This window comes from Streptomyces sp. NBC_01092 (assembly GCF_045039535.1).
GTDB lineage: Bacteria > Actinomycetota > Actinomycetes > Streptomycetales > Streptomycetaceae > Streptomyces.
Window position 1 is genome coordinate 3,463,005 of record NZ_CP108659.1, and the last position, 25,159, is coordinate 3,488,163.

Genomic DNA, 25,159 nt, shown 5'->3' on the forward strand with positions numbered 1-25,159 from the left:
GATGACGCAAGGGATCCACGGCACGGTCGCGGACGGCTTCGAGGCCGTGCGGGACGAGTTCGCCGCATTCGTGGCGGGGGAACTCCCCGACTACGAAGGACAGGTGTGCGCCTACATGCACGGCCGGAAGGTCGTCGACCTGTGGACCGGTGACGGCTGCGAGGCCGACTCCCTCTACGGCGTGTTCTCCTCCACCAAGGGCGCCGCGCACCTCGTGGTCGCGCTGCTCATCCAGGAGGGCACACTGGAGCCGGACCGGAAGGTGACGTACTACTGGCCGGAGTTCGGGGCCGAGGGCAAGGCCGCCATCACCCTGCGCGAGCTGCTCTCGCACCGGGCCGGGCTGGTCGGGCTCGACGCCGGGTTCACCCGGGACGAGATCGCCGACGACCGCGCCATCGCCGAACGCCTCGCCGACCAGCGGCCGTTCTGGCGCCCCGGCACGGCCTTCGGCTACCACGCGCTCGTGATCGGCGCGCTCTCCGGCGAGGTGGTGCGGCGGGCGACGGGCCGTTCACTCCAGGAGATCTACGAGGAGCGGATCCGGGCCCCGTACGGCCTGGGCTTCCACCTCGGGCTCCCCGAGGAGCTGGAGCCCCGGTACCGCTCCGTGCAGCCGATGGCGCCGACGCCGGAGCAGCAGGCGGTGCTGGACGCGACTCCTACGGGGCCGCACACGCTGGCCTCGATCGCCTTCAACACGCATGTGCCGGATCCGGGCGAGCTGGCCGACTACCCCAACTCCCGTGCCGTGCGCGCGAGCGGACCGGCGTCGGCGGGCGGCGTCGCCTCCGCGCGCGGGCTGGCCGGGATGTACGCGGCGGCGATCAGCGAGGTGGGCAGGCGCCCGCCCCTGCTGAAGCCGGACACGATCGCCGAGGTGGGCCAGATCCACTCCACCGGCTACGACCTGGTCGCCCGGGTCCACAGGTCCTACGCCCTGGGCTTCCAGGCGCTCTCCGACACCTTGTACCCCTTCCTCGGCGCCGGCACGTTCGGCCACAGCGGCGCCGGCGGCTCCCAGGCCTTCGCGGACCCCCGCAGCGGCCTGGCCTACGGCTACACCCGCCGCCGCTGCGCCTTCCCGGGCGGAGCGGCACAGGAGAACGAACGGTTGGTGAGGGCGGCACACAGCGCGGCGCTGGCGAGCTGAAGCCACCAGCAACGCCGCGCAACGGCCCACCAACACAGAGGCCGCACCCCACGTCCAGGGGTGCGGCCTCCGTCATACGCAACGAACGGTGTCAGACCAGCGTCACGCTGATGTTCCCGCGCGTCGCCTTCGAGTACGGGCAGACCTGGTGAGCCTTCTCAAGCAGGTCCCGGGCCGTGGCGGCGTCGACGTTCGGGATGGCCGCCGAGATCTCGACGATGATCCCGAAGCCGTCGTCGTTCTTGCCGATGCCGACCTCCGCGGTGACGGTCGAGCCGGAGATGTCGGCCTGCTCCTGGCGGGCGACGACGCCCAGGGCGCCCTGGAAGCAGGCGCTGTAGCCGGCCGCGAACAGCTGCTCCGGGTTGGTGCCGGCGCCGCTGCCGCCCATCTCCTTGGGCGGGTTCACGACGACGTCGAGCTTGCCGTCGTCGGTGGCGACACGCCCGTCGCGACCGTTCTCGGCGGTGGCGACGGCGGTGTACAGGACATCGCTCTGCTGGATGGACATGCGGTGTCTTCTCCTCCTCGGTCCGCCGCGACTCGCGCCCACGATCGACGACGGTTTCGGAAAGAAGTTACCGCATAACGGAAAATTGCAGAAGGCGACCGAGGACGTCAGAGCTTGACGATCATCTTTCCGGTGTTGTCGCCGCGCAGAACCCCGAGGAACGCCTCCAGGTTGTTCTCGATGCCCTCGACGACCGTCTCGCGGTACTTGAGCTGCCCCGAGGCGACCCAGGGGCCGACTTCCTGGACGAACTCCGGCTGGAGGTCGTAGTGGTCGCCGACCAGGAAGCCCTCGATGCGGCCCCGGGTCGCGATGAGGCGGGCGAGGTTCTTCGGGCCGGGGGCCGGCTCGGTGTTGTTGTAGACGGAGATCATGCCGCAGACGGCGATACGGCCGCCCTGGTTGAGGGAGCCGATGGCCGCCTCCAGGTGGTCCCCGCCGACGTTGTCGAAGTACACGTCGACACCGTCGGGAGCGGCCTCGCGCAGCTGCTCGCTCACCGGGCCGCTCTTGTAGTTGAAGGCGGCGTCGAAGCCGTACTCCTCCACCAGGAGCTTGACCTTCTCGTCGGACCCGGCGGACCCGATGACCCGGGAGGCGCCCTTGAGCTTGGCGATCTGGCCGACCTGGCTGCCGACGGCACCCGCGGCGCCCGACACGAAGACGGAGTCGCCCTCCTTGAAGGAGGCGGTGTGCAGCAGGCCGGCGTAGGCGGTGAGGCCGGTCATGCCGAGGACGCCGAGGTACGTGGACAGGGGCGCGGCGTTCGGGTCGACCTTGACGGCGTGCTTCGCGTCGAAGGCGGCGCACTCACGCCAGCCGAAGAAGTGCAGGACGTGGTCGCCGACCGCGACACCCTCGGCGTTGGAGGCGACGACCTCACCGACGGCGCCGCCCTGCATGACCTTGCCGAGCTCGAAGGGGGCGGCGTAGGACTTGGCGGCCGACATGCGTCCGCGCATGTACGGGTCGACGGAGAGGTACTTGTTCCGTACGAGCACCTGACCCTCGCCGGGCGTCGGCACCTCGGTCTCGACCAGGGCGAAGTCCTCGTCCTTGGGCCAGCCGACGGGGCGGGAGAGGAGGTGCCACTCGCGGTTGCTCATGGGGGGTGCGCCTTTCCGGTACGGGTATTTTTACTTCAGCATCTGAAACAACCATGCTCCTGAATATTTCAGGATGTCAAGTAACAGGGTTACCCTGAGAGCATGGCCACTCCACACAAGATCCGCCGTCCGGATGAACTGACCCTCGAAGTCGTCGACCTGATCGGCGCGGTCGTGGCCCGCTACCACGAGGAGTACGAGGAGGCCGCCGGCGAGCACGGCCTGACCGGCGCACAGGCACGGCTGCTGACCCTGCTGTCGCTGGAGCCGCTGCCCATGCGGAAGCTGGCACAGCGGCTGCGCTGCGAGCCGTCGAACGTGACCGGGATCGTGGACCGCCTGGAGGCACGGGGCCTGGTGGAGCGCCGCCCGGACCCGGCGGACCGGCGGGTCAAGCTGGCGGCCGTGACCGACGAGGGCCGCCAGGTGGCCCGCGGCCTGCGGGAATCCCTGCGTTTCGCCCGGGAGCCGCTCGCGGGGCTCTCCGAGGAGGAGCGGTTGTCCCTGCGGGACCTGCTGCGGCGGATGCTGGGCGCGCAGGCCTGACCGCCGGGCCGGTCCCCAGGGCCTGTCCGGCGGATCAGGCCGGCTGCAAGGAACGGCATCCCATCAGCGCAGGTGAGCGGGGCATGGCGCGTGCAGCTGCAAGGCGGAGGAGGGAGTCGACGCGATGGGGGTCCCCCCGCTCGAGCGGAGTCGAGAGTGGGGGAGTCGGCGAGTGACGACAACGCCGCTGGGGGTACCCCCTCTGGGGGAGGGCGTGCCAGGCCCCGCGACGCCGGCATGATCCGCCGGACAGGCCCCAGGCCCGGCGTCGCGCGCGGACGTGGCCGGATCACCCGGAGCAGGTGATGCGGAGCCGGGGCGCGGGCGGTGGGATGCCTGTGTGGTCGGTATGCGGAAGGTGGGCCGGGCGTCCGGCACGGCCGATCGGTCCGGTGCCGCGGGGCAACGGTGGACGGCGCGGCTGGCCTTGCTGGTCGCGGCCGGTGCGATCGCGCTGCTGCTGACGGCGGCCGGGGTCAGGAGCATCGCCCTGCTCCTCGTGGGCCTGGCAGGGCTCGGCGCGACGGCCGCAGCGCTGTGGTGGGCCCTCTCCCGTCGCGGCCTGATCCGGGCGCTGGCCGCCGTCCTCGTGCTGCTGACGCCAGCCGCGGTGCTGCTGGCCTACTCGACGGTGGGGCTGCTGTGGCCCGTGCTGTCGGCCCTCGCGCTGTGGGCCGTCGCGGCGCTGATCGGGCGGGCCGCCCTCGCCGCGGACGCCGACCGTCCGCGGACAGAACACCGTCCGGCGCCGAAGGCCGAGGCGCCGTTCCTCATCATGAACCCGCGTTCGGGCGGCGGGAAGGTCGGCAGGTTCGACCTCGTGGCCAAGGCCCGGGAGCGGGGCGCCGAGGTCGCCGTACTGGATCCGGCGCATCACCAGGACGTCGGGGAACTCGCCCGCCGGGCCGTGGCCGAGGGCGCCGACCTGCTCGGGGTCGCCGGCGGGGACGGCACGCAGGCGCTGGTCGCGGGCGTGGCCGCCGAGCGGGGTCTGCCGTTCGTGGTGATCTCGGCCGGCACCCGCAACCACTTCGCCATGGACCTCGGCCTGGACCGGGAGGATCCGTCGGCTTGCCTCGACGCGCTGACCGACGGGGTCGAACTGCGCATCGACCTCGGCCTGATCGGTGAGCGCGTGTTCGTGAACACCGCGTCCTTCGGGGCGTACGCGATGGTGGTGCAGAGCCCCGCCTACCGCGACGACAAGGTGCGCACCGTCCTCCGGGAGCTCCCGGATCTGCTGACCCATGATGTCGGCCCACGACTGACCGTGCGGGCGGGGCATGTGGCCATCGACGCTCCCCAAGGGGTACTGATCAGCAACAATCCCTACCAGTTGGGCGATGCGGCGGGTCTCGGCCGGCGGCCGCGGCTGGACTCCGGTGCCCTCGGTGTGCTCGGCGTGAGCGTGGAAAACGCCGCCGAGGCGGCCGGTCTGCTGCGCGGCCAGCAGGCGCGCGGGCTGACCGCGCTGGCCGCGACCGAGGTGGTGATCGACGCCGACGCTCCCGACATCCCCGTCGGCGTCGACGGCGAGGCGCTGCTGCTGCCCACCCCCGTCGTGTGCCGCATCCTGCCCGGCGCCCTGCGCGTGCGCGTACCTCGCGAGCGGCCGGGGGTCCCCGGAAGCAGGCCGCCGGTCGACTGGCGGGCCCTGCGGCGGCTGGCGTTCACGGGCAGCCGCACCTCACGCGGTCACGATCGTCCGGATTGGCGAACGTGAACGACAGGCCCTACGTGCACCACCACAGGAACCGGTTGCACGTCTCCGACGGCGACGGGTCCGGGGTGGGGTCCGAGGTGGTCGGTTGCGTCGTCGGTGCCGGGTCCTCGGCGGACGTGGGGGTGGGCGCCGGGTCCGAAGTGGACGGACCGGAGCCGCCGGTCGCCGACGACTGGGGGTCCTTCGTCGGGGTCCCGTCCTTGTCCTCGTCCTTCTTGTCCTTGGGGGACTTGGAGACCGAAGGGGATGCCGAGGGGTCCTTCGACGGATTGTCCGCGTCCGCTCCCGTGGCGCCCTCCGTCGCGTCCGGCGAGGGCGACACCTCGGCCTCGGCAGCGCCCTCCGCGGACTCGTCCCCGGCGGCGGCCGGACTGGCGCTCTTGCCCGGGGCGTCCATGCCGAGTTCCGCGAGGCTCAGGCCTCCGGCGGCCAGGACGAACCCTGCGGCGACGAGCAGGACCCGGCGACGGCGGCGCCGGTGCGCGGCGGCCTTGCGATCGCGACGGCTCGCACCGCCCGCCTCGGACTCCTCGTCCAGGTCGGCGTCGCCCTCGTCGTCGTACTCGTCGCTCTCGGCGTACTCGTCGCTCTCGGCGTACGCCTCACGCTCGTCGGGACCGCGCCTGCGGCCACGGCCTCGGCGCTGCGCCGCCCGGCGCGCGGCCCGTCCGCCGACCGGTGCGGCCGAGGCGACGGACTCGGCCTCCGGAGCGTCGGCGGCGTCATCGGCCGCCTCGGTCTCCTGAGGGCCCGGCTCGTCGTGCTGCCCGCCGTATCCGTCCGCGTCGTAACCGCCGCCGTACTGCCCGTCGTACTGCCCGTCGTACCCCTGGTACGAGCCCTGGTACGCCGTGGCTCCCGCCGCCCGGTCGGCCATCTGCGGGTACGCCTGGTTCGGGGCACTGGCGTACACCCGGAGATGTTCGACCGCGGCGCCGCACCCCGGGCAGGCGAGGGCGCCATTCAGGTGCCGTCGGCACGGGTGGCAGTAGTCCATGACGCGGGAAGACTAGGTTCCACAGACGCACAGTTCCTAGTCACAGCTGTGAAAGTTCTGTACGAAACAAACCGTTCCCGCATGGCGAGTTGACGGATATGCCACGACACGCCAGAGACGCCCCCCACGCTCCGCGACGGGGTGCCCGAAATCCGTATCGAAAGCGGTGTCGAAACCGTTATGCGTGCGACCCATTGACACCCCCACCACGCCCTCCCTACTGTCACGTCAGCATTTCGAACGTGTGTCGAAATTTCGAACACGCTCGGATGCGACACCGAAGAAGCCGACGACGCAGCAAGGGGCAACTGCCGTGCGCATCACCGGAATCAGCACACACGTGGTCGGGACGCCGTGGCGCAACCTGACCTACGTCCTGGTGCACACCGACGAAGGGCTGACCGGAGTCGGCGAGACCCGGATGCTGGGCCACACCGACGCGCTGATCGGCTATCTGCGGGAGGCCGAGGCCAACCACATTCTCGGTTCGGACCCGTTCGCTGTCGAGGACCTCGTCCGGCGCATGAAGTACGGCGACTACGGGCGCGCCGGCGAGATCGTCATGTCCGGGATCGCCGTGGTGGAAATGGCTTGCTGGGACATCAAGGGCAAGGCCCTCGGGGTGCCCGTCTGGCAGCTGCTGGGCGGCAAGGTCACCGACAAGGTCAAGGCGTACGCCAACGGCTGGTACACGACGGAGCGGACCCCGGAGGCGTACCACAAGGCCGCCCAGGGCGTGATGGAGCGCGGGTACAAGGCGCTCAAGATCGACCCCTTCGGCACCGGCCACTTCGAACTCGACCACGAGCAGACCCTGTACGCCGTCTCGCTCATCGAGGCCGTCCGGGACGCCATCGGCCCCGACGCCGAGCTGATGCTCGAGATGCACGGCCGCTTCTCCCCCGCCACCGCCGTACGGCTCGCGCGCGAGCTGGCCCCCTTCAAGCCCGCCTGGCTGGAGGAGCCCTGCCCGCCGGAGAACCTGAAGGCGCTGGAGAAGGTCGCCGCCAAGGTCGACATCCCGGTCGCCACCGGTGAGCGCATTCACGACCGCATCGAGTTCCGTGAACTCTTCGAGAGCCAGGCCGTCGACATCATCCAGCCCGACGTCGGTCACATCGGCGGCATCTGGGAGACGCGCAAGCTGGCTGCCACGGCCGAGACCCACTACGTGCTCGTCGCCCCGCACAATGTCGGTGGCTCCGTCCTCACCGCCGCGTCCCTCCAGGTCGGCTTCACCTCCCCGAACTTCAAGATCCTGGAGCACTTCAACGACTTCGCCGACGCGGAGATCAAGAAGGTCGTCAAGGGCGCCCCGCAGGTGAACCCGGAGGACGGCTGCTTCCACCTCTCCGACGCCCCCGGCCTCGGGGTCGAGTTCGACGCCGACGCCGCCGCCGAGTTCCCGCAGCAGCAGGCCCGCTTCGACCTGTGGGCCGAGGGCTGGGAGCAGCGCAAGCCCAAGGGCGCGCAGTGAGCACCGCCGTCGTCATCGAGGCGCCCGGCGAGCACCGGCTCACCGCGCACACGCCGCGCGAGCCGGAGGCCGGTGAGGCGCTGGTGCGCGTCCACGCGGTCGGCATCTGCGGCAGCGATCGCGAGGTGTACCAGGGCAACCGGCCCGAGGGGTACGTCCGTTACCCGCTCACGCCGGGCCATGAGTGGTCCGGGACCGTCGCCGCCGTCGGCGCCGGGGTGCCGGACTCGCTCGTCGGCCGCAAGGTCGTCGGCGAGGGCTTCCGCAACTGCCAGGTCTGCGACCGCTGTCACGCCGGTGAGACCACGCTGTGCGGTGCGGGGTACGAGGAGACCGGGTTCACCCAGCCGGGCGCCATGGCGGCCACTCTGACGCTTCCTGCCCGGCTGCTGCACGTCCTGCCGGACGGCTGCGACCTCACCGCGGCCGCGCTGCTGGAGCCGGCGGCCTGCATCGCCGCCGCCGCGCTCAAGGCGAACGCGCTGCCGGGTGAGCGGGTGGCCGTGGTCGGTACCGGCACGCTCGGGATGTTCGCCGTCCAGTTCCTCAAGGCGGGCTCGCCGGCCGAGCTGCTCGTGGTGGGCACGCGGCGCGACCGTGAGGCGCTGTCGCGGCAGTACGGCGCCACCGGCTTCCGCACCAAGGATCAGGAGCTCCCCGGCGACTTCGACGTCGTCATCGAGACCGCCGGGTCCGCCGACGCCGCGCGCGTCTCCGCCGCCCTGCTCAGGCGCGGCGGGCGGCTGGTCCTCACCGGGATCCCGGCGCCGGGTGCGCAGGGGCTCGACCCGACCGATCTCGTCGTACGGCAGCTGGAGGTGCACACCGTCTTCGGGGCGCCGCCGGACGCCTGGGCGCACACGGTGCGCGTGTTCGCGGCCGGGCTGCTCGATCCGCTGCCGCTGGTCACGCACGAGCTGCCGCTGACGGAGTTCCCGCAGGCGATCGAGCTCGTCGGGTCCGGCGATCCGAAGGTGGGCAAGGTCCTCCTCCGCCCCTGAGGCCCCCTCAGCCGTACGCCGGTACGGGGGCAACCTGACGGTCCCCGTACCGGCGTACACCCAAAGCCCCGCACACCCTGAGCCGCGAACCTCGTCCGACATTTCGAACAAGAAGGACAGCTTGTGACCGACGCTTCCGCAGCCCGCCGACCCGGTGAGCACGTGCTCGCCGCCCTCGGCCTGGGTGCGCCCGACCTCTCCCCCGCCGACGCCTCGCCCCATACGTTCCCGGGCGGCGGCCGCTGGCGCACCGAGATCCCCTCGTGCGAGGGTCCCGAAGCGCTGGCCGTCGCCCTGAAGGAAGCCTCGCTGCTCGACGTGCCGGTCCACCGGATCAGCCAGGGCAGCGGCGTGTGGATGCTGACCGACACCGAGATCACCGAGATGGTCGAGGCCACCGCCGAACGCGACATCGAGCTCTGCCTGTTCACCGGCCCGCGCGGCACCTGGGACATCGGCGGCTCCACGCGCACCGACTCGCGGGGGGCCGGACTGCGCGCACGCGGCCATGACGCCGTCGCCGGCTGCGTCGAAGACGCCGTACGGGCCACAGAGTTGGGCGTCAAGTGCCTGCTCGTCGCCGACGAGGGCGTGCTGTGGACGCTGCACCGGGCGCGGGCCGCCGGGATCATCCCGGCCGACACGACGCTCAAGGCGAGCGCGCTGATCGGGCCCGTCAATCCCGCCGCGTACGCGGTGTACGAGCAGTTGGGCGCGGACTCGGTCAATGTGCCCAGCGATCTGACGCTCGATCACCTCACCGAGATCCGGCGGGTCTCCGCCGCCCCCATGGACATGTACATCGAGGCCCCCGACGATCTCGGCGGCTATGTGCGGATGTACGAGGTCGCCGAGCTGATCCGGCGTGGCGCACCGCTCTATCTGAAGTTCGGGCTCTCCAAGGCCCCCGGCATCTATCCCTACGGACACCACATGCGGGACCTGACGCTGGCCACCGCCCGGGAACGCGTACGGCGCGGACGGCTGGCATTGGACCTGCTCGCACGGCACGGAGCTGACGGCGACATGGCGCCTCTCGGTTCACGGCTGCCCGGAACGCTGAAGCGATTCGAAACTCCCGCATAACGTTCCGGACAAACCCCCTTCACAGAAGCAGACGCAGTCGAACACAATCCCACACACCCTTCGTGTACCCGCACAGCCCTCGACACGCCTCGTCGCAACCGCCCAGACCGAGCCCTGCTCACACACATCAAGGATGATGATCATGCGTACTCGCAGAGCCGCACTCGCCGCCATAGCCTCCGCCGCATCCCTCGCCCTGACCCTGTCCGCCTGCGGCCAGAGCGGCGAGGGCGGCTCCAAGGACGACTCGGGCAGCTCCGAAGGCGCGACCATCGGCATCGCGATGCCGACCAAGTCCTCCGAGCGCTGGATCGCCGACGGCAACAACGTCGTCAAGGACCTGGAGTCCAAGGGCTACAAGACCAAGCTGGTCTACGGCGAGGACGACCCGGACCAGCAGGTCTCGCAGATCGAGAACCTGATCACGCAGGGCGTCAAGGCGCTGATCGTCGCGGCCATCGACAACAAGTCGATGAACAACGTGCTCCAGCAGGCCAAGGACGCGGACATCCCGGTCATCTCCTACGACCGCCTGATCCTCGGCACCGAGAACGTCGACTACTACGCGTCGTTCGACAACGAGAAGGTCGGCGAGCTCCAGGCCACCTACATGGTCGAGAAGCTCGGCCTGAAGGACGGCTCCAAGAAGGGCCCGTTCAACATCGAGCTGTTCGCCGGCTCCAACGACGACAACAACACCCGCTACTTCTTCGGCGGGGCGATGAACGTCCTGCAGCCCTACATCGACAAGAAGCAGCTCGTCGTCCGCTCCGGCCAGACCAAGCTGACCCAGGTCACCACCCTGCGCTGGGACGGCGGCACCGCCCAGAAGCGCATGGACGACATCCTGACCTCGGCCTACAAGAGCGAGCGCGTCGACGCGGTCCTCTCGCCGTACGACGGCATCTCCATCGGCATCCTCTCGGCGCTGAAGTCGGACGACTACGGCTCGAAGAGCAAGCCGCTGCCGGTCGTCACCGGTCAGGACGCCGAGGTCGCCTCGGTGAAGTCGATCATCGCCGACGAGCAGTCGATGACCGTCTACAAGGACACCCGCGAGCTCGCCAAGGTCGCCTCGGGCATGGTCGACGCCCTGCTCAACGACAAGAAGCCCGAGGTCAACGACACCAAGACCTACGACAACGGCTCGAAGGTCGTCCCGTCCTTCCTGCTGGAGCCGGTCGCGGTCGACAAGACCAACTACCAGAAGGAGGTCGTCGACTCCGGCTACATCAAGGAGAGCGACCTCAAGTAACCCGCCGGCCCACTCTGATTGGAAGGCACGACCATGGCGGGACCCGTCCTGGAAATGCGCTCGATCGTCAAGACCTTTCCCGGCGTCAAGGCGCTGTCGGACGTCACGCTGACCGTCCGGCAGGGCGAGGTCCACGCCATCTGCGGGGAGAACGGCGCCGGCAAGTCGACCCTGATGAAGGTCCTCTCCGGCGTCCACCCGCACGGCACCTACGAGGGGGACATCCTCTTCGAGGGCGAGGTCTGCGAGTTCCGGGACATCCGGGCGAGCGAGCACCACGGCATCGTCATCATCCACCAGGAGCTGGCGCTGTCGCCGTTCCTCTCCCTCGCGGAGAACATCTTCCTCGGCAACGAGCACGCCAAGGGCGGGTTCATCGACTGGCGGGAGACCCTGCGGCATGCCACCGAACTGCTGCGCCGGGTCGGCCTGTCCGACCACCCGGACACCCGTGTCGCCGACATCGGCGTGGGCAAGCAGCAGCTGGTGGAGATCGCGAAGGCGCTGTCGAAGAAGGTGAAGCTGCTCATCCTGGATGAGCCGACCGCGGCCCTGAACGACGAGGACAGCGGCAAACTCCTGGATCTGATCCTGGAGTTGAAGAAGCAGGGCATCACCTCGATCATCATTTCTCACAAGCTCAACGAGATCCGCAAGGTCGCCGACTCGGTGACGATCCTCCGTGACGGCCAGACCATCGAGACGCTCGATGTGAAGGCGCCGGAGACCACCGAGGACCGGATCATCAGCGGCATGGTCGGCCGGGACCTGGAGAACCGCTTCCCGGACCGCACGCCGCACGAGCCGGAGGAGGGCGCCGCCCCGGCGCTCGAGATCCGCAACTGGACCGTGCACCACCCGATCGACCAGCAGCGCAAGGTGGTCGACGATGTGTCACTGTCCGTGCGACGCGGGGAGATCGTCGGCATCGCGGGCCTGATGGGCGCCGGCCGCACCGAGCTCGCGATGAGCGTGTTCGGGCGGACGTACGGCCGCTACCACGGCGGCTCGGTCCTCAAGGACGGCAAGGAGATCCGTACGAAGACCGTCCCCGAGGCGGTGAAGCACGGCATCGCGTACGTCACCGAGGACCGCAAGCACTACGGCCTGAACCTCATCGACACCATCAACCGGAACATCTCGCTCAGCGCGCTGGGCAAGGTCGCCAGCCGGGGCGTGGTCGACGAGCACGAGGAGCGGCAGGTCGCCGAGGGCTTCCGCAAGTCCATGAACATCAAGGCGCCGACCGTCTTCGAGCCGGTGGGCAAGCTGTCCGGCGGCAACCAGCAGAAGGTCGTCCTCAGCAAGTGGATCTTCGCGGGTCCGGACGTGCTGATCCTGGACGAGCCCACGCGCGGGATCGACGTCGGCGCCAAGTACGAGATCTACACGGTCATCGACCAGCTGGCCGCCCAGGGCAAGGCGGTCGTCTTCATCTCCTCCGAGCTGCCGGAGCTGCTCGGCATGTGTGACCGCATCTACACGATGGCCGCGGGGCGGCTGACCGGCGAGTTCTCGCGGGCCGAGGCCTCGCAGGAATCGCTGATGCGTCAGATGACAAGGGACAAAGAGGTAACCCGATGAGCACGGATGTGACCGCCAAGACCCCGGCCCCCGCGCCGCCGGGGAAGAGCTCGGGGGCCGGAGGCGGCGGCCTGCTCCAGCTGGTGCTGGACGGCATGCGCCGCAACATGCGGCAGTACGGCATGCTGTTCGCGCTCGGCCTGATCGTGGTGCTGTTCGCGGTGTGGACCGACGGCGACCTGCTGCTGCCGCGCAACGTCTCCAACCTGGTGCTCCAGAACAGCTACATCCTGATCCTCGCGATCGGCATGATGCTGGTCATCATCGCGGGCCACATCGACCTGTCGGTGGGATCGCTGACGGCGTTCATCGGCTCGATGGCCGCGGTGTTCATGGTGAGGAACGATCTGCCATGGCCGGTGGCGGTGATCCTCTGCCTCGCCATGGGTGCCCTCGCGGGCGCGGCACAAGGGTTCTTCATCGCGTACGGCGGCATACCCTCCTTCATCGTGACCCTCGCGGGCATGCTGATCTTCCGCGGTCTCACCGAGATCTTCCTGGAGGGCCAGACCCTCGGCCCGTTCCCGGAGGGTCTGCAGAAGGTCGCCAACGGCTTCCTGCCCGAGGTCGGCCCGGACACCAACTACCACAACCTCACACTTCTGCTCGGCTTCGCGATGATCGCGCTCGTGGTCTTCCAGGAGTTCCGTGACCGCCGCCGCCAGCAGGAGTTCTCGCTCGACGTCCCGCCCTTCAACCTCTTCCTGCTGAAGCTGGTCGCGCTCGGCGCCGCCATCCTCACGCTGACGATGCTGCTGGCCAGCTACAAGGGCGCCCCGATCGTGCTGCTCATCCTGGGCGTGCTGCTCGTCGGCTTCGGCTACGTCATGCGCAACGCGATCATCGGCCGCCACATCTACGCGATCGGCGGCAACCTGCCCGCGGCCAAGCTGTCGGGTGTGAAGGACAAGAAGGTCACCTTCCTGGTCTTCCTGAACATGGGCATGCTCGCGGCCCTGGCGGGTCTGGTCTTCGCCGCCCGCTTCAACGCGGCCTCTCCCAAGGCCGGCCTCAACTTCGAGCTGGAGGCGATCGCGGCCTCGTTCATCGGCGGCGCGTCGATGAGCGGCGGCGTCGGCACCGTCCTCGGCGCGATCATCGGTGGCCTGGTCCTGGGCGTGCTGAACAACGGCATGAACCTCGTCGGCATCGGCACCGACTGGCAGCAGGTCATCAAGGGTCTGGTGCTGCTGGCGGCGGTCGGGTTCGACGTGTGGAACAAGCGCAAGGTCGGTTCGTAAGTCCATCGGGGCCCCGCCAGAACGGCGGGGCCCTTCCACTTCCTGAGCAGGAGCCGCACATGGACATGAGCAGACGTACGGTCATAGCCGGCGCCGCGGCGGCGGGGATCACCGCCGCGACCATCGGCAGCGCACACGCCACGGGAGGCGGGACGCCGGTGAAGTCGCTGTTCGGCAAACTCGCCGACGGCACGAAGGTCTACAGCTGGTCGCTGGCCAACGGCGGCACGCGGATGAAGGTCCTCTCGTACGGCGGCATCGTGCAGTCCCTGGAGATCCCGGACCGCCGCGGCCACTGCGCCAACGTCTCCCTGGGCTTCGACAACATCGAGGACTACGTCGCCAAGAGCCCGTACTTCGGCGCGCTGATCGGCCGCTACGGCAACCGGATCGGCAAGGGGCAGTTCACCCTCGACGGCAAGGCCTACCAGGTCAACGTCAACGACGGCGTGAACAGCCTGCACGGCGGCGCCAAGGGCTTCGACAAGCGGGTGTGGGACGTCGAGCCGTTCACCAAGGGCTCGGACGTCGGCCTGCACCTGTACTACACGTCCGTCGACGGCGAGATGGGCTACCCGGGCACGCTCAAGGTGAAGGTGACGTACACCCTCACCCGGCACGGCGACTGGCGCATCGACTACGAGGCCACCACCGACAAGGCCACCGTCGTCAACCTCACCAGCCACGTCTACTGGAACCTCGCCGGCGAGGGCAGCGGCACGATCGAGAACCACCAGCTGAAGATCGACGCCTCCCGCTACACCCCCGTCGACTCGGGCCTCATCCCCACCGGTGAGCTGGCCCCCGTCGCGGGCACCCCGTTCGACTTCCGCCGCGCCAAGGCCATCGGCGAGGACCTGCGCGAGGCCCACCAGCAGCTCCTGTACGGCAAGGGCATCGACCACAACTGGGTGCTCGACAAGGGCATCTCGCCGCGCCCCGAGTGGATCGCCACCCTGAAGGACCCGTCCTCCGGCCGCACCCTGCGGATGGCGAGCACCGAGCCCGGCCTGCAGTTCTACTCCGGCAACTTCCTCGACGGCACCCTGGTCGGCCCGTCCGGGCGCACCTACCGGCAGGGCGACGCGCTGTGCCTGGAGACGCAGCACTTCCCGGACTCGCCGAACAAGCCGTCGTTCCCCTCGACAGTGCTGCGACCTGGGCAAACGTACCGTTCGACGACGGTCCACTCGTTCAGCCGCTGACGTCCGAGACGTCGCCTCTGACTGATCTTCACAGGTGGCACACAAGTTCTTACCGATTTCTCAGTGGTTGAACAGCGCCACCCCAGTCTCCGTATGTAAGGGCGGCCCGTGCTCCCCCGCGCGGGCCACCCAAGACGACGGGCCCGGTCGTCCCCACCGGGCCCGCCCCCTACGGAGGTTCCATGGCCGACAACGTCACCTCGCTGTTCCGCAGCACCGCGGCACACAGCCCGTCGATGGCGGCGCTGACGCGTGAGGGCGGCGACGGGGCCGGTCCGGTCGACTTCTGCATTCCCTGCAACCCGTACTTCCCCACCCCGGAGATGTTCCAGGACATGGGGGCCCGGCTGCGGGACATCATCACGTACTACCCAAGCAGCGCGGACACGATCACGGCCGAGCTGTGCAGTCTGCTCCAACTCCCGCCGCAGTGCGTGGCGATGGGCAACGGCTCCACCGAGCTGATCACCTGGATCGACCACCTGATGGTCCGTGAGTCCCTCGCCATCCCCGTCCCCACGTTCGGCCGCTGGACCGACCAGCCCATGGAGACCGGCAAGCGCGTCGACATGTTCCCGCTCCAGGAGTCCAGCGGCTTCGCCCTGGACCTCGCGCAGTACGCCGAGTTCATCCGGGCCAGGGGGACCCGGGTGGCCGTGATCTGCAACCCGAACAACCCCGACGGCGGCTACCTCCACAAGCACGCGCTCGTGCAGTTCATGGACGCCATGGCCGACCTGGACCTCGTCATCGTCGACGAGTCGTTCCTGGAGTTCGCCGACGCCGAGCAGGAGCCGTCGGTCGTCCAGGAGGCGATGATCCGCCCGAACGTCATCGTCCTGCGCTCCCTCGGCAAGAACTTCGGCCTGCACGGCATCCGCTTCGGCTACCTCGTCGCCAACCCGGCCCTCGCGGGCAGGGTCCGCTCCATGCTGCCGAAGTGGAACCTCAACGCCTTCGCCGAGCACGTGGTGTTCATGCTCAAGAACCACGGCGCCGAGTACGCACAGAGCCTCCACCAGGTGCGCCGGGACCGCCTCGACATGGCCAGCCATCTGGCCCAGCTGCCCGGCCTGACGGTCTACCCGTCCCAAGGCAACTTCCTCTTCGTGCGCCTCCCCGTGGGCGCCGAGGGCACCGTGGTCCGCGACCGGCTGCTCACCGAGCACCGGATCCTGGTCCGCGAGTGCGGCAACAAGATCGGTTCGTCCAGTCGCTTCCTGCGACTCGTGGTGCGCCCCCAGGTGGACGTGCGTCGCCTGGTGTCCGGCCTGGAGCAAGTGCTCTACGGGTCCAGGAGGGGAGCCGCCGTGCCCGAGCTGGGTACAGGGACCAACTACAGCTCGGGTACGGCGGCCGTGGACCGGTTGGTCAGCTCCACGAACGGGGCCGGCATGCCGGGGCTCGCCGCGCAGGCGATGGCGGCGCCGATGCCTGCGGCGCCTCAGCCGCAGGGGGGCGGCATGCCGATGCCGGCGCCGGTTCCGGTCGCCCCGGCGGCCGCGGCGCCGACTCCCGCGCCCATGCCCGCACCGATGCCCGCCCCGATGCCCGCGCCGGCGCCTGTGGCACCTGCGCCGATGCAGTTCCCGTCGCCGGTTGCGCCGGCTGCGGCCGCGGCTCCTGCGATGCCCGGTCCCACCCCGCCGGGGGTGCCGGCTCGGGGTGGACTTACGGCGGCGCAGGTCCGGGGGACTACGGGGCCGGGGCTGACCCCCGCACCGGCGACCGGGTGGCCGAACAGCCAGAGTTGGCCGAATGCGGCGGGGATGGGGCAGGTCGGGTAGTTCCCCGCGCCCCTGAAGGTCAGTAGGCGACGGGCCATCCGGTGCTCCAGCTCAGGAGGTTGATGCCGAGCTTGGGGGTGCCGCTGTCGTTGCCGTCGTAGTAGTGGTAGACGATCAGGTCGCCGTCGACGTCGTTCGTGATCGACTGCCCGCCGGGGCCGATGACGCTGCCGTGCGATTCGAGGACCGGGCTCCCGCCGTTGCTCATCATCGGGATACCGCTCTTGTCGAGGTACGGGCCCGTGACGCCGGTGGCGCGGCCGACCTTCACCTTGTACGTGCTGCTCGTGCCGGCGCAGCAGGTGTCGTAGGACGCGAAGAGGTAGTAGTAGCCGCCCCGTTTGACGATGAAGGGCGCCTCGACGGCCTTGGTGCCGGTCGGGCGGGAGGCGAGCGAGTAGCGGGTGGTGTGGGAGGAGAGCTGCTTCCCGGTGGCGGGGTCGATCCGGATCATCTTGATCCCGGTCCACCAACTGCCGAAGGACAGCCACCACTTGCCGTCGTCGTCCACGAAGAGGTTCGGGTCGATGGCGTTGTAGTCGCTGGAGGAGCCGGACGTGTAGACGGTGCCGTAGTCGGTCCAGCTGCCCGGCTGTCCGGTCGTGGAGCCCGCCAGGCCGATGGCGGAGGTGTTCGAGCCGAACTTCGAGACGGAGTAGTACATCAGGTACTTGCCGCCGTGGTACGAGATGTCCGGCGCCCAGGCCTCCGGCACGGAGGAGTAGGCCGCCCACCAGCCGGGGCGGCTACCGAACGCGTCGGCGCCCGCGCTGAAGGCCGTGCGGTCGGACGACGTCTTGCCGGCGATGCCGCCGCCGGTGGCGTAGAGCAGGTACTGGCCGGAGGAGGTGCGGATCATCGACGGGTCGTGGGTGACGACGGATCCGGTGACCCGGCCGGGGTTGGGGTAGGCCGACGCCGCTGATGGGATGAGGGCGAGTAGGGCGGCTGCGGGGAGGGCGAGGAGGGTCGTGGGCTTGCGGCTCATGCGGGTCCTCCTTGCGGGTGGGGGTATTCATGTGTCCGATATCTCGGACGCTGCTCGCAAGTTCGAACGGGACCGTAGAATCGAACCCCTTGCGCGTCAATGGTTCGCGCAGCCTCACCTGCCGCCAAGCGACAGCCACCCCGGCAGGTCCACCTCCGCGCGGACCGTCTTGCCGGGCGGCTCCCTGTCCAGCACCTCCCAGCGGGAGGCCAGGGCCTCGACGAGAACGAGTCCGCGGCCGTGTTCGTCGAGCGGCTCCGGATGCCTTACGTCGCCCGGTTTCGGAGGACGCTGTTCAGTGAGGGTGTCACTGACCTCGATGCGGACACTGCCCGCGGGCAGGGACAGCCGCAGCTCGAAGTCCCGTCCGGATACGCGGCCATGGATGACGGCGTTGGCGGCGAGCTCGGCGACGATCACCGCGACGGCCTCGGAGACGTCGCTGCCGTACGGGATGCCCCATGCCTGGAGCTGGTTCAGGGTGAAGTGCCGGGCGAGGCGGGCGCCGCGGGGGGTGGCACTGAGGCGTTGGGTGAGCGGTGCTGACATGCGCTCAATTTGGCGGCCTCGTGGGGCAGTTCACCAGGTGAGTGGTGCGTACGGTGCCGGAGCGTACGCGGTTACGGACTGGACAGTACTCGTGACCGACCGTGACCATGTGTGCGGGAGGTGACCAACGGTGGTCGATGGTGCGGGTGCGGGAACGTGTGGCGAGCCGGAGTCGTCGGACAGTCTGCGGACGTTCGGGGCGGTTGTACAGGCCCTGCGGGAGCATGCGGGGTTGAGCCGGGAGGAGTTCGGGGATCTGGTTGGACTGTCCAAACACAGTGTGGCTTCGGTGGAGTTGGGGAGGCGGATGCCGGATCCGACGTTCCCGGAGCGGTCGGAGCCGGTGCTGGGGAATACGGGTGCCTTGACGAAGGCGGCGCGGCATCTGGCTCGACAGCCGGGGTTGGCGGCGTGGTTTCGGCGGTGGGCGCAGTTGGAGTCGACGGCGATCACGCTGTACACGTACGAATGCCGATTGATTCCGGGGCTGTTGCAGACGGAGGCGTACGCGCGGACTCTGTTCACGAACCAGCTGCCGCCGCAGAGCGACGAGCAGATCGAGGCGCAGTGGGTAGCGCGGGCGGAACGGCAGCGGCTGCTGCGGGAACGGCCGAACACGGCGTTCGCTTTCATCCTGGAGGAGCACCTGTTCCGGCGGCACACGGGCGGGGTGGAAGTCACGCGGGGGCTCATCGACCAGGTGCTGGAGATCGCTCAACTGCGGAATGTGGAACTCCAGATCATGCCGACGGAGCAGGAGACCCATGCAGGACTGGACGGCCCAATGCGCCTGCTGGAGACGCCGGAGAACAAGTGGTTCGCTTACTGCGAGGGGCAGGAAAGCGGCCAGTTCATCGCTGACTCAAAGGTGGTCAGCATGCTCCAGATGCGGTATGCCAGGATGCGCTCACAGGCTCTCACTCTCAAAGACTCCATGAGCCTGTTGCAGCGGATGCGAGGAGACCTATGAGCACCGGCGAACTGGCCTGGTTCAAGAGCAGCTACAGCGGCGGTTCCGGCGATGACTGCGTCGAAGTAGCGCTCGCCTGGCACAAGTCCAGCTACAGCAGCGGCGGCGACGGCGACTGCGTCGAGGTCGCCGCCTGCCCCGCCACCATCCACGTGCGCGACTCGAAGGACACGGAGGGTCCGCAACTCGCCCTCTCCCCCGCCACCTGGAGCGACTTCCTCGCCTACGCCTGCGGGAGTTGATGGAACCGCAGCCGGTCACCGAAGGCCTCCGCTCCCACGAGGTCGGGCTCGCTCGGTCCTGAACTCCACAACTCGACCCGCAGGTCAGGCCTACCGTGCAGGTCCCGCAGGTCGAGCGTGGCCGGCGCCGTCGTTCTCAGGCCCAGGGCCAGCCTTCTCAGGCCGGGGAAGACGCGGCTCAGCTCCCCGGTGTCCCGGTAGTCCCACAACCCGGTGAGCATCAGCCGCTCGACCCGGGGCAGCGCCTCCACCGGCTGAAGTTCGCGGAGTGAGTCGATCCCCAGCGCGATCCGGGTGAGCCGGGGCGCGCTGCGCGCGGAGCGGAGGATCCAGAGCGGGTTCCGGCAGTACCCCTCGACCGTCAGCGCCCGAAGATTCGGCCATGCCTCCAGCGCTCCGAGCCGGCCGAGACTCTCGATGCCCACCTCCAGGTGGCGCACGCCCGGATGCGGGGCGATGTCTCCCTGGGTGATTCCGGTCAGCCGGAGTGCCGTCAGGCCGAGGTCCCGTAGCGCGGAGAGGTCCCCCAGGGCTGGGCAGTCCTGTAGTTCGAGGACGCTCAGATCCGGTCGGCCGCGCAGGAAGCCGACGCTTTCGATCGCCTCGTTGTCCCAGATCGACAGAGATTCGAGGCGCTGGGCGGGGAGTTGGGCGTCCAGTTCCTCCGCCACGTACGAGCCGCGCACGGTGAGCTTGGCGACGGACCCCAGGCGAGACAGTCGTTGGAACTTCGCGGGCTTGTCGACCAGCAGGTCGGGCAGATGGGCCCCGTCCAGGACCTCGTCGACGTAATCCTCGAGCGGGTGGAGGTCCCAGGCCCTGGCGACCTCGCCGCGGATGTCCGGTTCCGGATGCGCAGCGCACTGCCTCAGCTTCTGCCGGGCCTTCGCGCTGCGTACGCGGCTGAGGAGCCGTACGGTGTTCAGGGCCACCTGGTCGCGCAGTTGCTCCGCGTCGGGCAGCAGTCCCACGACCCAGTCGCCCAGACCCGCGAGGTCCTCGGCCTCTTCACGGTCCCGGGGCGGCATGAGGGAACCGACCCGGTCCTTCACCATCTCCATCAGGCCGGAGTTCAGCGACTGGACGTTGAGCGCGCACCGTGCGGCCAGGGCGTAGAGGCGGTACTGCGCGGCGCGGTGCTCGGCGGCGTCCCCGCGGCCGAGCAGGTCGGTGATGAGATGGCCGGCGGCCGGACGTGCCGCGTGCCCGGCGGCCAGCACGATCAGGTCCTGCCAGTACTCGCTGAGGGCGTGCTGCGGGAGTTCCTCCAGGTAGCCGCTCTCGTGGAACTCCTTGGCCGCCAGGAAGTCCTGGAAGGTGCGGTGGATGAACTGGATCGCGTCGTCCGTCCGTTCCTGGAGCAGCCCGCTGCGGTCGAGCAGGAAGCGCAGGATCTTCTCCGGCGACCAGCCGTGTTCCTGGGTCTGGGGCATGTCCCGCATGGCAAGGGCCAGTTGACGGACGGCCTGCGCGTGCGTCAGTTGCTGCAGCCCCATGCGGACCAGCCACATGGCCAGCCGCTGGAGCAGGGTGTGCTGCTCGTCGGAGTCCAGTCGGACGTGATCGGCGTTGAGTACGCCCCGGCCCGCGTCGCGGCCCCCGAGGAGCATGGCGAGCGCGGCCCGGTAGAGCTGCCAGCGGGTGGTGGGCAGCAGCCCCCTGCGACGGCGGTGCAGCGCGCAGATCACGGCGCACAGCAATGGGGTACGGGCGAGGTCGCGCAGCGCGGGGTTGCGCTCCAGGTGGTGCGCCAGATCCTGTTCCAGGGTGGTGAGGAGCTCGTGTTCCTCGCGGCATTCGAGACGGGCCGCGTTGTGCCAGGCGTGCACGAAGGCGCGGATGTCGTCGTCGCGCATGGGCAGGAGGGTCAGCTCGGCGAAGCCGTCGCCTCTGAGCCACCGCTCCTCGACCGCGTTGGGGCGCACGGTCGCCAGGCACCGGGTGCCGGGATACCGGTCCAGGAGGGCGCACAGCCACCGCCGGGCCTCCTCCCGCTCCTCCGCCGGGACCTCGTCCAGGCCGTCCACCAGGAGCAGTCCGCGCCGTGCTTCCAGTACCCGGCGGGCCCAGCCGTCGGGCTGGCCGTCCGTGCTGACCCGCCCGGCGGCCAGGAGTTCCGACACCGTGGGGAAGCGTCCACCGCGCGCGTGCACCTCACGCAGCGGGATGACGAACGGGACCAGGCCGTTCAGTTCGGCGAGATCGTCGTTGAGCGTGCCGTTCGCGGCATGGGCCGCGAGCCACCAGACGAGGGTCGTCTTGCCGGCGCCCGCCTCGCCGCGCAGCAGGGCGAGGGGCCGGTCGGTCAGCAGGGTCTCGATGCGCTGGGCACTGTCCCACGCCGGGCCGTGCCGTCCCCGGCCGGGGATTGACGACGGGTAGGCGGCGGCCTCGGCTCGCAGGCTCAGATAGGCGGTGTCGAGGTCCCAGCGGGATTCGCTCCGGCCGAGTTCCTCGATGCCGAAGATCTCCGTCTTGCGGTACTGCGCGCTCAGGTCCTGCGCATACCGGCTCTCGAAGAGCTCGTCCCGGGGGTTGACCTCGGTGATCATCTGGAGCCGAGTCTGGAGGAACCCCATGGCTCCTTCCCGGATGATGCCCGACATCGGCGCCGCCTCGATCCTGAGGTGGTGACGGCCCTGAGGAACCTGCGTCACCACACCGAGCAGCACCGGGCCGGCGAAGACCGGGGCGCCGGACAGTCCGCCGAGCGGTGAGGTCCGGTGCCGGCGCTCATCGGCGGCCGGCTGGTCCAGTTCGCAGGTGACAGCGCCCTTGTTCCGTCCGGCCATGGGCAGCACAGTCACGCGGTACTGGTCGTACTCCAGGTCCTCGCCGTGCTCCCCGTAGCGCTGGATCTCGGGGAAGCCGACGATCTGGCAGTGCGGGAGCGGAGCGTCGGTGCCGAGCTTGCCGAGCCGGAGAGGGCCCATGGGCGCGGCGCACTCGGCGCTGATCACATCCACGAGAGAGATCAGGCAGGCGACGTCGAGTCTCTGGTTCGCCCAGCCGATCCGACAGGGCACCGGCTTCCCCGACGAAGGGTGGACCACCTCGACGGTCTCGCACCCCTCGACCACATGCCCTGCCGTGAGCACCGTCCGCTCGTCGAGCAACACCCCGCTCCCCTGCCCGCGCCCCCACACCACAACGGCCCGCTCCAGGGCCTGCTCCCCGATCACCGCGCGTCGTCACCGTCGCCGAACCGCCCGACGCTCCCCCGGCTCTCGTTGCGCACCTTCCACGGCTGCCCGGTCCTGGAGTCCACCGCCCTGAGCGTGAGGGCCACTCGATGCGTCCGAGTGGTACCGCCGCCGGCATCGGCTCCGCCCTCCACGACCCAGGCCTTCACCTTGACCCCGCCCGCGATCTCCTTGCGCAGCTCGACGCTGAACTCCAGCTCGATGTCGCCCACTTCGAAGGTCACGTCCTGGCCGGCCGAACGAGCCGCCGCGGTGATCAGTTCATCCCGTACCGCCTGCACGGCGTCGGCCAGTTCGATCCGATTGTCGGTCATGTGCCCAACGCTAGAGAGTCGCGGTACCACTCCGCCGTAGGTTGCCTGAACAGAGCTGTCCAGCAACGGACTTGACGTCCCATCACTTTGCCCAACTGACAGCCCGCCAACAGGATGACTTTCTACGGTGCCGTGCTCATGACAGACACCTCGACAGGCATCTCGACAGACACTTCGAAGGCACCCCCCACCGCGATCGGACGCCGCACCGTACTGATCGCCACCGGCGCCACCGCCGCGACCCTGGCCGTCGGCGCCGCCGCGCCCGAAGCCCCCACCGCCGCACCGGCCCCCGTCGCCGCAGCGGCCGTCTGCACCCTCACCAAGGAGATGACCGAAGGCCCCTACTACCTCGACGGACAGCTCGTCCGGGCCGACATCAGCGAGGACAAGACCGGCATCCCGCTGGAGCTCACCCTCACCGTCGTCGACGACAGCACCTGCGCACCCCTGAGCAGCGCCCTGGTGGAGATCTGGCACTGCGACGCCCTCGGCGAGTACTCCGGCTTCGTCGGCAACAACGGACACGACGAGCCCGACAACGGCACCTTCCTGCGCGGCGGCGTGCTCACCGGGTCAACCGGCGTCGCGCGCATCACGACCGTGTACCCCGGCTGGTACCGCGGCCGGTGCGTCCACATCCACGTCAAGGTGCACACCGACGTCACGCTCACCGACGACGGCTCGTTCACCGGCGGGCAGGAACTCCACACCGGCCAGCTCTTCTTCGACGAGACGACCACGACAAAGGTCGCCGCACTCGCCGTCTACGCCGCCAACACCGTCCCCCGCACCACCCTCGCCCAGGACGGCATCTACGACGACGGGGGCGCCGCGTCCGGGCTGCTGACCCTGACCGCGCTGGGCAGTTCGACCTCCGCCGGATACGCGGGGACGCTGACCCTGGGAGTGGCGAACTGACCCGACCCGCACCGACACCGAGCCGCGCCCGGCTGCCACCAGCGGGCGCGGCTCGGCTGCGTACCGGTGCCGCTACTGGCGCGGACACTCCTTCCACGCCAGGTGGTACACCGTGCTGATGTCACCGTCCGTCGAGTCCATGGTCATGAAGCTGACCTTGCTCGGAGAGGACGTGCCGGCGTTCACCCGGAGCTCGGTGTTGATGTTGAAGTTGCGCTGCTTTCCACAGGGCGCCCAGACCAGCTGGGCCCAGTCGGTCTCGTCGGTGGCCTGCCAGTTGTCGGCGAGGGGACCGCTGAAGTTGTGGTTGCGGAACTGCGTGTTCGGCGAGCCCTGGAAGTAGTACGAGGCTCTCTGCGTGGCGCTCGCGCCGGGCTGGAGGGACGCGAAGCCGCGGTAGTCGGCGCTGGCGATGGCGTAGGTGAAGCCGCCGGGGACGTGCACGACCAGGTTGAGCTGGCAGTTCTTACGGAACGCCGTGGGGTCGGAGTTGCCGCCGACCTGGGCGAGGTAGTCGCTGTAGGTCACGGTGAAGGCGGTGTTGTCCTCCGAGACGGCGACGGCGGTGGTGCCCTGGGGGCAGCCGGAGCCGTTCACCGTGGCGACCTTGATGACGATCTTGTCCGGCGGCGGGTCTTCGAACGCGGGGGCCGCCTGTGCGGGCAACGCGGCGGTCAGCAGAGCGGCCAGTGCGCCGCCGCTCAGCAGGAACCGCAGGAGTCCACGTCTCATGGATCTCTCCTTGGGGATGGGGGGTGGCTGCGCCCCCAGCCCCACATTTCAGCCTCGCCGCATCTTCGTTGAACCGTTGAACCTTTGAAGAAGCAGTGACTTTTCTGTGAAGGCCGAAGGCGTTCGCAGCGTAGGTAGCCGTGTGAGCGCCAGCCAGGGTGAACTCCAGCCATTTACAACGCAGTTGGGCAGTGGAGCCCCAGGCCGTTCACAGCCGCACATCCTGAACACCGAGGTCACCGAGGTCAGTACGCCCTCGAAGACGCCCTCGTGCACATCCATGTGCGGGTGCACACGGACGTGACGCTCACCGACGACTCGTACACAGGCGGCGACAGCATTCACACCGGGCAGCTGTTCTTCGACCCGGACATCATCACCGAGATCCAGGCGACCTCGCCGTATTCGGCGAACACCACCAAGGAGACCCAACTGGCGGACGACAGCATCTACGACGACGCAGGCGCGTCCTCCGGCCTGCTGACCCTCACGGCACTCGGCGAAAGCGTGTCGGACGGCTACAAGGCGACCTTGACAGTGGGCGTCAGCACCGCCTGGCAGGGCTCGG

At 69.4% G+C, this 25,159-nt stretch carries 22 protein-coding genes and 1 pseudogene; 15 read left to right on the plus strand and 8 right to left on the minus strand.

All coding sequences use genetic code 11. The annotated features are described in order from the left end of the window. Window position 1 precedes the first annotated feature (1 nt). A complete protein-coding gene (locus tag OG254_RS15510; protein ID WP_405581980.1) occupies window positions 2-1,153 on the plus strand; it encodes a serine hydrolase domain-containing protein in 1,152 nt (383 codons plus the stop codon). 91 nt (window positions 1,154-1,244) lie between these two features. Here OG254_RS15510 and OG254_RS15515 read toward each other — a convergent pair whose 3' ends face one another. Both OG254_RS15515 and OG254_RS15520 read right to left on the minus strand, forming a co-directional pair. Next, entirely contained in the window at window positions 1,245-1,664 is a 420-nt protein-coding gene (locus OG254_RS15515; RefSeq protein ID WP_405581983.1) for an organic hydroperoxide resistance protein, read from the minus strand. A 107-nt stretch (window positions 1,665-1,771) separates the two neighbouring features. Further along, the gene (locus OG254_RS15520; protein WP_405581985.1) at window positions 1,772-2,770 is read right to left on the minus strand and encodes an NADP-dependent oxidoreductase; all 999 of its coding nucleotides are present in this window, start codon (window positions 2,768-2,770) and stop codon (window positions 1,772-1,774) included. A gap of 102 nt (window positions 2,771-2,872) precedes the next feature. On the opposite strand from OG254_RS15520, the gene OG254_RS15525 reads away from it, so the two are divergent. Together OG254_RS15525 and OG254_RS15530 are read left to right on the plus strand one after the other, a co-directional pair. Beyond that, the gene (locus OG254_RS15525) at window positions 2,873-3,316 is read left to right on the plus strand and encodes a MarR family transcriptional regulator (protein WP_351187826.1); all 444 of its coding nucleotides are present in this window, start codon (window positions 2,873-2,875) and stop codon (window positions 3,314-3,316) included. Between the two features lie 349 nt (window positions 3,317-3,665). Continuing rightward, on the plus strand, window positions 3,666-5,039 hold the full coding sequence (locus tag OG254_RS15530; RefSeq protein ID WP_405595009.1) for a diacylglycerol/lipid kinase family protein: 1,374 nt from the start codon (window positions 3,666-3,668) through the stop codon (window positions 5,037-5,039). Between the two features lie 10 nt (window positions 5,040-5,049). On the opposite strand, the gene OG254_RS15535 is transcribed toward OG254_RS15530, so the two are convergent. Then, complete coding sequence (locus OG254_RS15535) at window positions 5,050-5,952, minus strand: hypothetical protein (protein ID WP_405581989.1); 903 nt, start codon at window positions 5,950-5,952, stop codon at window positions 5,050-5,052. Window positions 5,953-6,349: 397 nt separating this feature from the next. On the opposite strand from OG254_RS15535, the gene OG254_RS15540 reads away from it, so the two are divergent. The 8 genes from OG254_RS15540 (at window position 6,350) to OG254_RS15575 (ending at window position 16,672) form a co-directional block, all read left to right on the plus strand. After that, window positions 6,350-7,513 (plus strand): mandelate racemase/muconate lactonizing enzyme family protein, encoded by a 1,164-nt coding sequence (locus tag OG254_RS15540; protein WP_405581992.1) that lies wholly within the window; start codon window positions 6,350-6,352, stop codon window positions 7,511-7,513. Then, window positions 7,510-8,514: a zinc-binding dehydrogenase gene (locus tag OG254_RS15545; protein ID WP_405581995.1), complete on the plus strand. Its 1,005-nt coding sequence runs from the start codon at window positions 7,510-7,512 to the stop codon at window positions 8,512-8,514. Before OG254_RS15540 ends, OG254_RS15545 begins: the two co-directional genes overlap by 4 nt. Before the next feature lie 123 nt (window positions 8,515-8,637). Then, window positions 8,638-9,600 (plus strand): hypothetical protein, encoded by a 963-nt coding sequence (locus tag OG254_RS15550; RefSeq protein WP_405581997.1) that lies wholly within the window; start codon window positions 8,638-8,640, stop codon window positions 9,598-9,600. Between the two features lie 142 nt (window positions 9,601-9,742). Beyond that, window positions 9,743-10,855, plus strand: coding sequence for a multiple monosaccharide ABC transporter substrate-binding protein (gene chvE / locus OG254_RS15555; protein WP_405582000.1), 1,113 nt, complete (start codon window positions 9,743-9,745; stop codon window positions 10,853-10,855). A 33-nt stretch (window positions 10,856-10,888) separates the two neighbouring features. Then, window positions 10,889-12,439 (plus strand): multiple monosaccharide ABC transporter ATP-binding protein, encoded by a 1,551-nt coding sequence (gene mmsA, locus OG254_RS15560; RefSeq protein ID WP_405582003.1) that lies wholly within the window; start codon window positions 10,889-10,891, stop codon window positions 12,437-12,439. Beyond that, window positions 12,436-13,680 carry a multiple monosaccharide ABC transporter permease gene (gene mmsB / locus OG254_RS15565; protein ID WP_405582006.1) on the plus strand — a complete coding sequence of 415 codons (1,245 nt, stop codon included), beginning with the start codon at window positions 12,436-12,438 and terminating at the stop codon, window positions 13,678-13,680. The genes mmsA and mmsB overlap by 4 nt, the downstream gene beginning before the upstream one ends. A 59-nt stretch (window positions 13,681-13,739) precedes the next feature. Then, window positions 13,740-14,885 carry an aldose epimerase family protein gene (locus OG254_RS15570; protein WP_405582009.1) on the plus strand — a complete coding sequence of 382 codons (1,146 nt, stop codon included), beginning with the start codon at window positions 13,740-13,742 and terminating at the stop codon, window positions 14,883-14,885. Window positions 14,886-15,067: 182 nt separating this feature from the next. Beyond that, on the plus strand, window positions 15,068-16,672 hold the full coding sequence (locus OG254_RS15575) for a pyridoxal phosphate-dependent aminotransferase (protein ID WP_405582012.1): 1,605 nt from the start codon (window positions 15,068-15,070) through the stop codon (window positions 16,670-16,672). 19 nt (window positions 16,673-16,691) lie between these two features. On the opposite strand, the gene OG254_RS15580 is transcribed toward OG254_RS15575, so the two are convergent. Both OG254_RS15580 and OG254_RS15585 read right to left on the minus strand, forming a co-directional pair. Continuing rightward, on the minus strand, window positions 16,692-17,660 hold the full coding sequence (locus OG254_RS15580; protein ID WP_405582015.1) for an arabinan endo-1,5-alpha-L-arabinosidase: 969 nt from the start codon (window positions 17,658-17,660) through the stop codon (window positions 16,692-16,694). 114 nt (window positions 17,661-17,774) lie between these two features. Continuing rightward, window positions 17,775-18,209 carry an ATP-binding protein gene (locus tag OG254_RS15585; protein ID WP_405582017.1) on the minus strand — a complete coding sequence of 145 codons (435 nt, stop codon included), beginning with the start codon at window positions 18,207-18,209 and terminating at the stop codon, window positions 17,775-17,777. A 130-nt stretch (window positions 18,210-18,339) separates the two neighbouring features. Between OG254_RS15585 and OG254_RS15590 the strand changes: the two genes are divergently transcribed. Both OG254_RS15590 and OG254_RS15595 read left to right on the plus strand, forming a co-directional pair. Beyond that, window positions 18,340-19,179, plus strand: a complete 840-nt coding sequence (locus tag OG254_RS15590) for a helix-turn-helix domain-containing protein (RefSeq protein WP_405582020.1) — start codon at window positions 18,340-18,342, stop codon at window positions 19,177-19,179. Continuing rightward, the gene (locus tag OG254_RS15595) at window positions 19,176-19,421 is read left to right on the plus strand and encodes a DUF397 domain-containing protein (RefSeq protein WP_405582022.1); all 246 of its coding nucleotides are present in this window, start codon (window positions 19,176-19,178) and stop codon (window positions 19,419-19,421) included. Before OG254_RS15590 ends, OG254_RS15595 begins: the two co-directional genes overlap by 4 nt. On the opposite strand, the gene OG254_RS15600 is transcribed toward OG254_RS15595, so the two are convergent. Beyond that, entirely contained in the window at window positions 19,403-22,603 is a 3,201-nt protein-coding gene (locus OG254_RS15600; RefSeq protein WP_405582025.1) for an NACHT domain-containing protein, read from the minus strand. The genes OG254_RS15595 and OG254_RS15600 overlap by 19 nt on opposite strands. Further along, the gene (locus OG254_RS15605; RefSeq protein ID WP_405582027.1) at window positions 22,600-22,938 is read right to left on the minus strand and encodes a trypco2 family protein; all 339 of its coding nucleotides are present in this window, start codon (window positions 22,936-22,938) and stop codon (window positions 22,600-22,602) included. The genes OG254_RS15600 and OG254_RS15605 overlap by 4 nt, the downstream gene beginning before the upstream one ends. A 138-nt stretch (window positions 22,939-23,076) precedes the next feature. Here OG254_RS15605 and OG254_RS15610 point away from each other — a divergent pair, with 138 nt between their 5' ends. Then, window positions 23,077-23,859 (plus strand): intradiol ring-cleavage dioxygenase, encoded by a 783-nt coding sequence (locus OG254_RS15610; RefSeq protein WP_405582029.1) that lies wholly within the window; start codon window positions 23,077-23,079, stop codon window positions 23,857-23,859. Between the two features lie 72 nt (window positions 23,860-23,931). Here OG254_RS15610 and OG254_RS15615 read toward each other — a convergent pair whose 3' ends face one another. Beyond that, complete coding sequence (locus tag OG254_RS15615) at window positions 23,932-24,591, minus strand: DUF4360 domain-containing protein (protein ID WP_405582032.1); 660 nt, start codon at window positions 24,589-24,591, stop codon at window positions 23,932-23,934. A gap of 270 nt (window positions 24,592-24,861) precedes the next feature. Here OG254_RS15615 and OG254_RS15620 point away from each other — a divergent pair. Continuing rightward, window positions 24,862-25,146 (plus strand): annotated as a pseudogene (locus OG254_RS15620) (protocatechuate dioxygenase); the annotation flags it as partial. Between the last annotated feature and the right edge of the window lie 13 nt (window positions 25,147-25,159).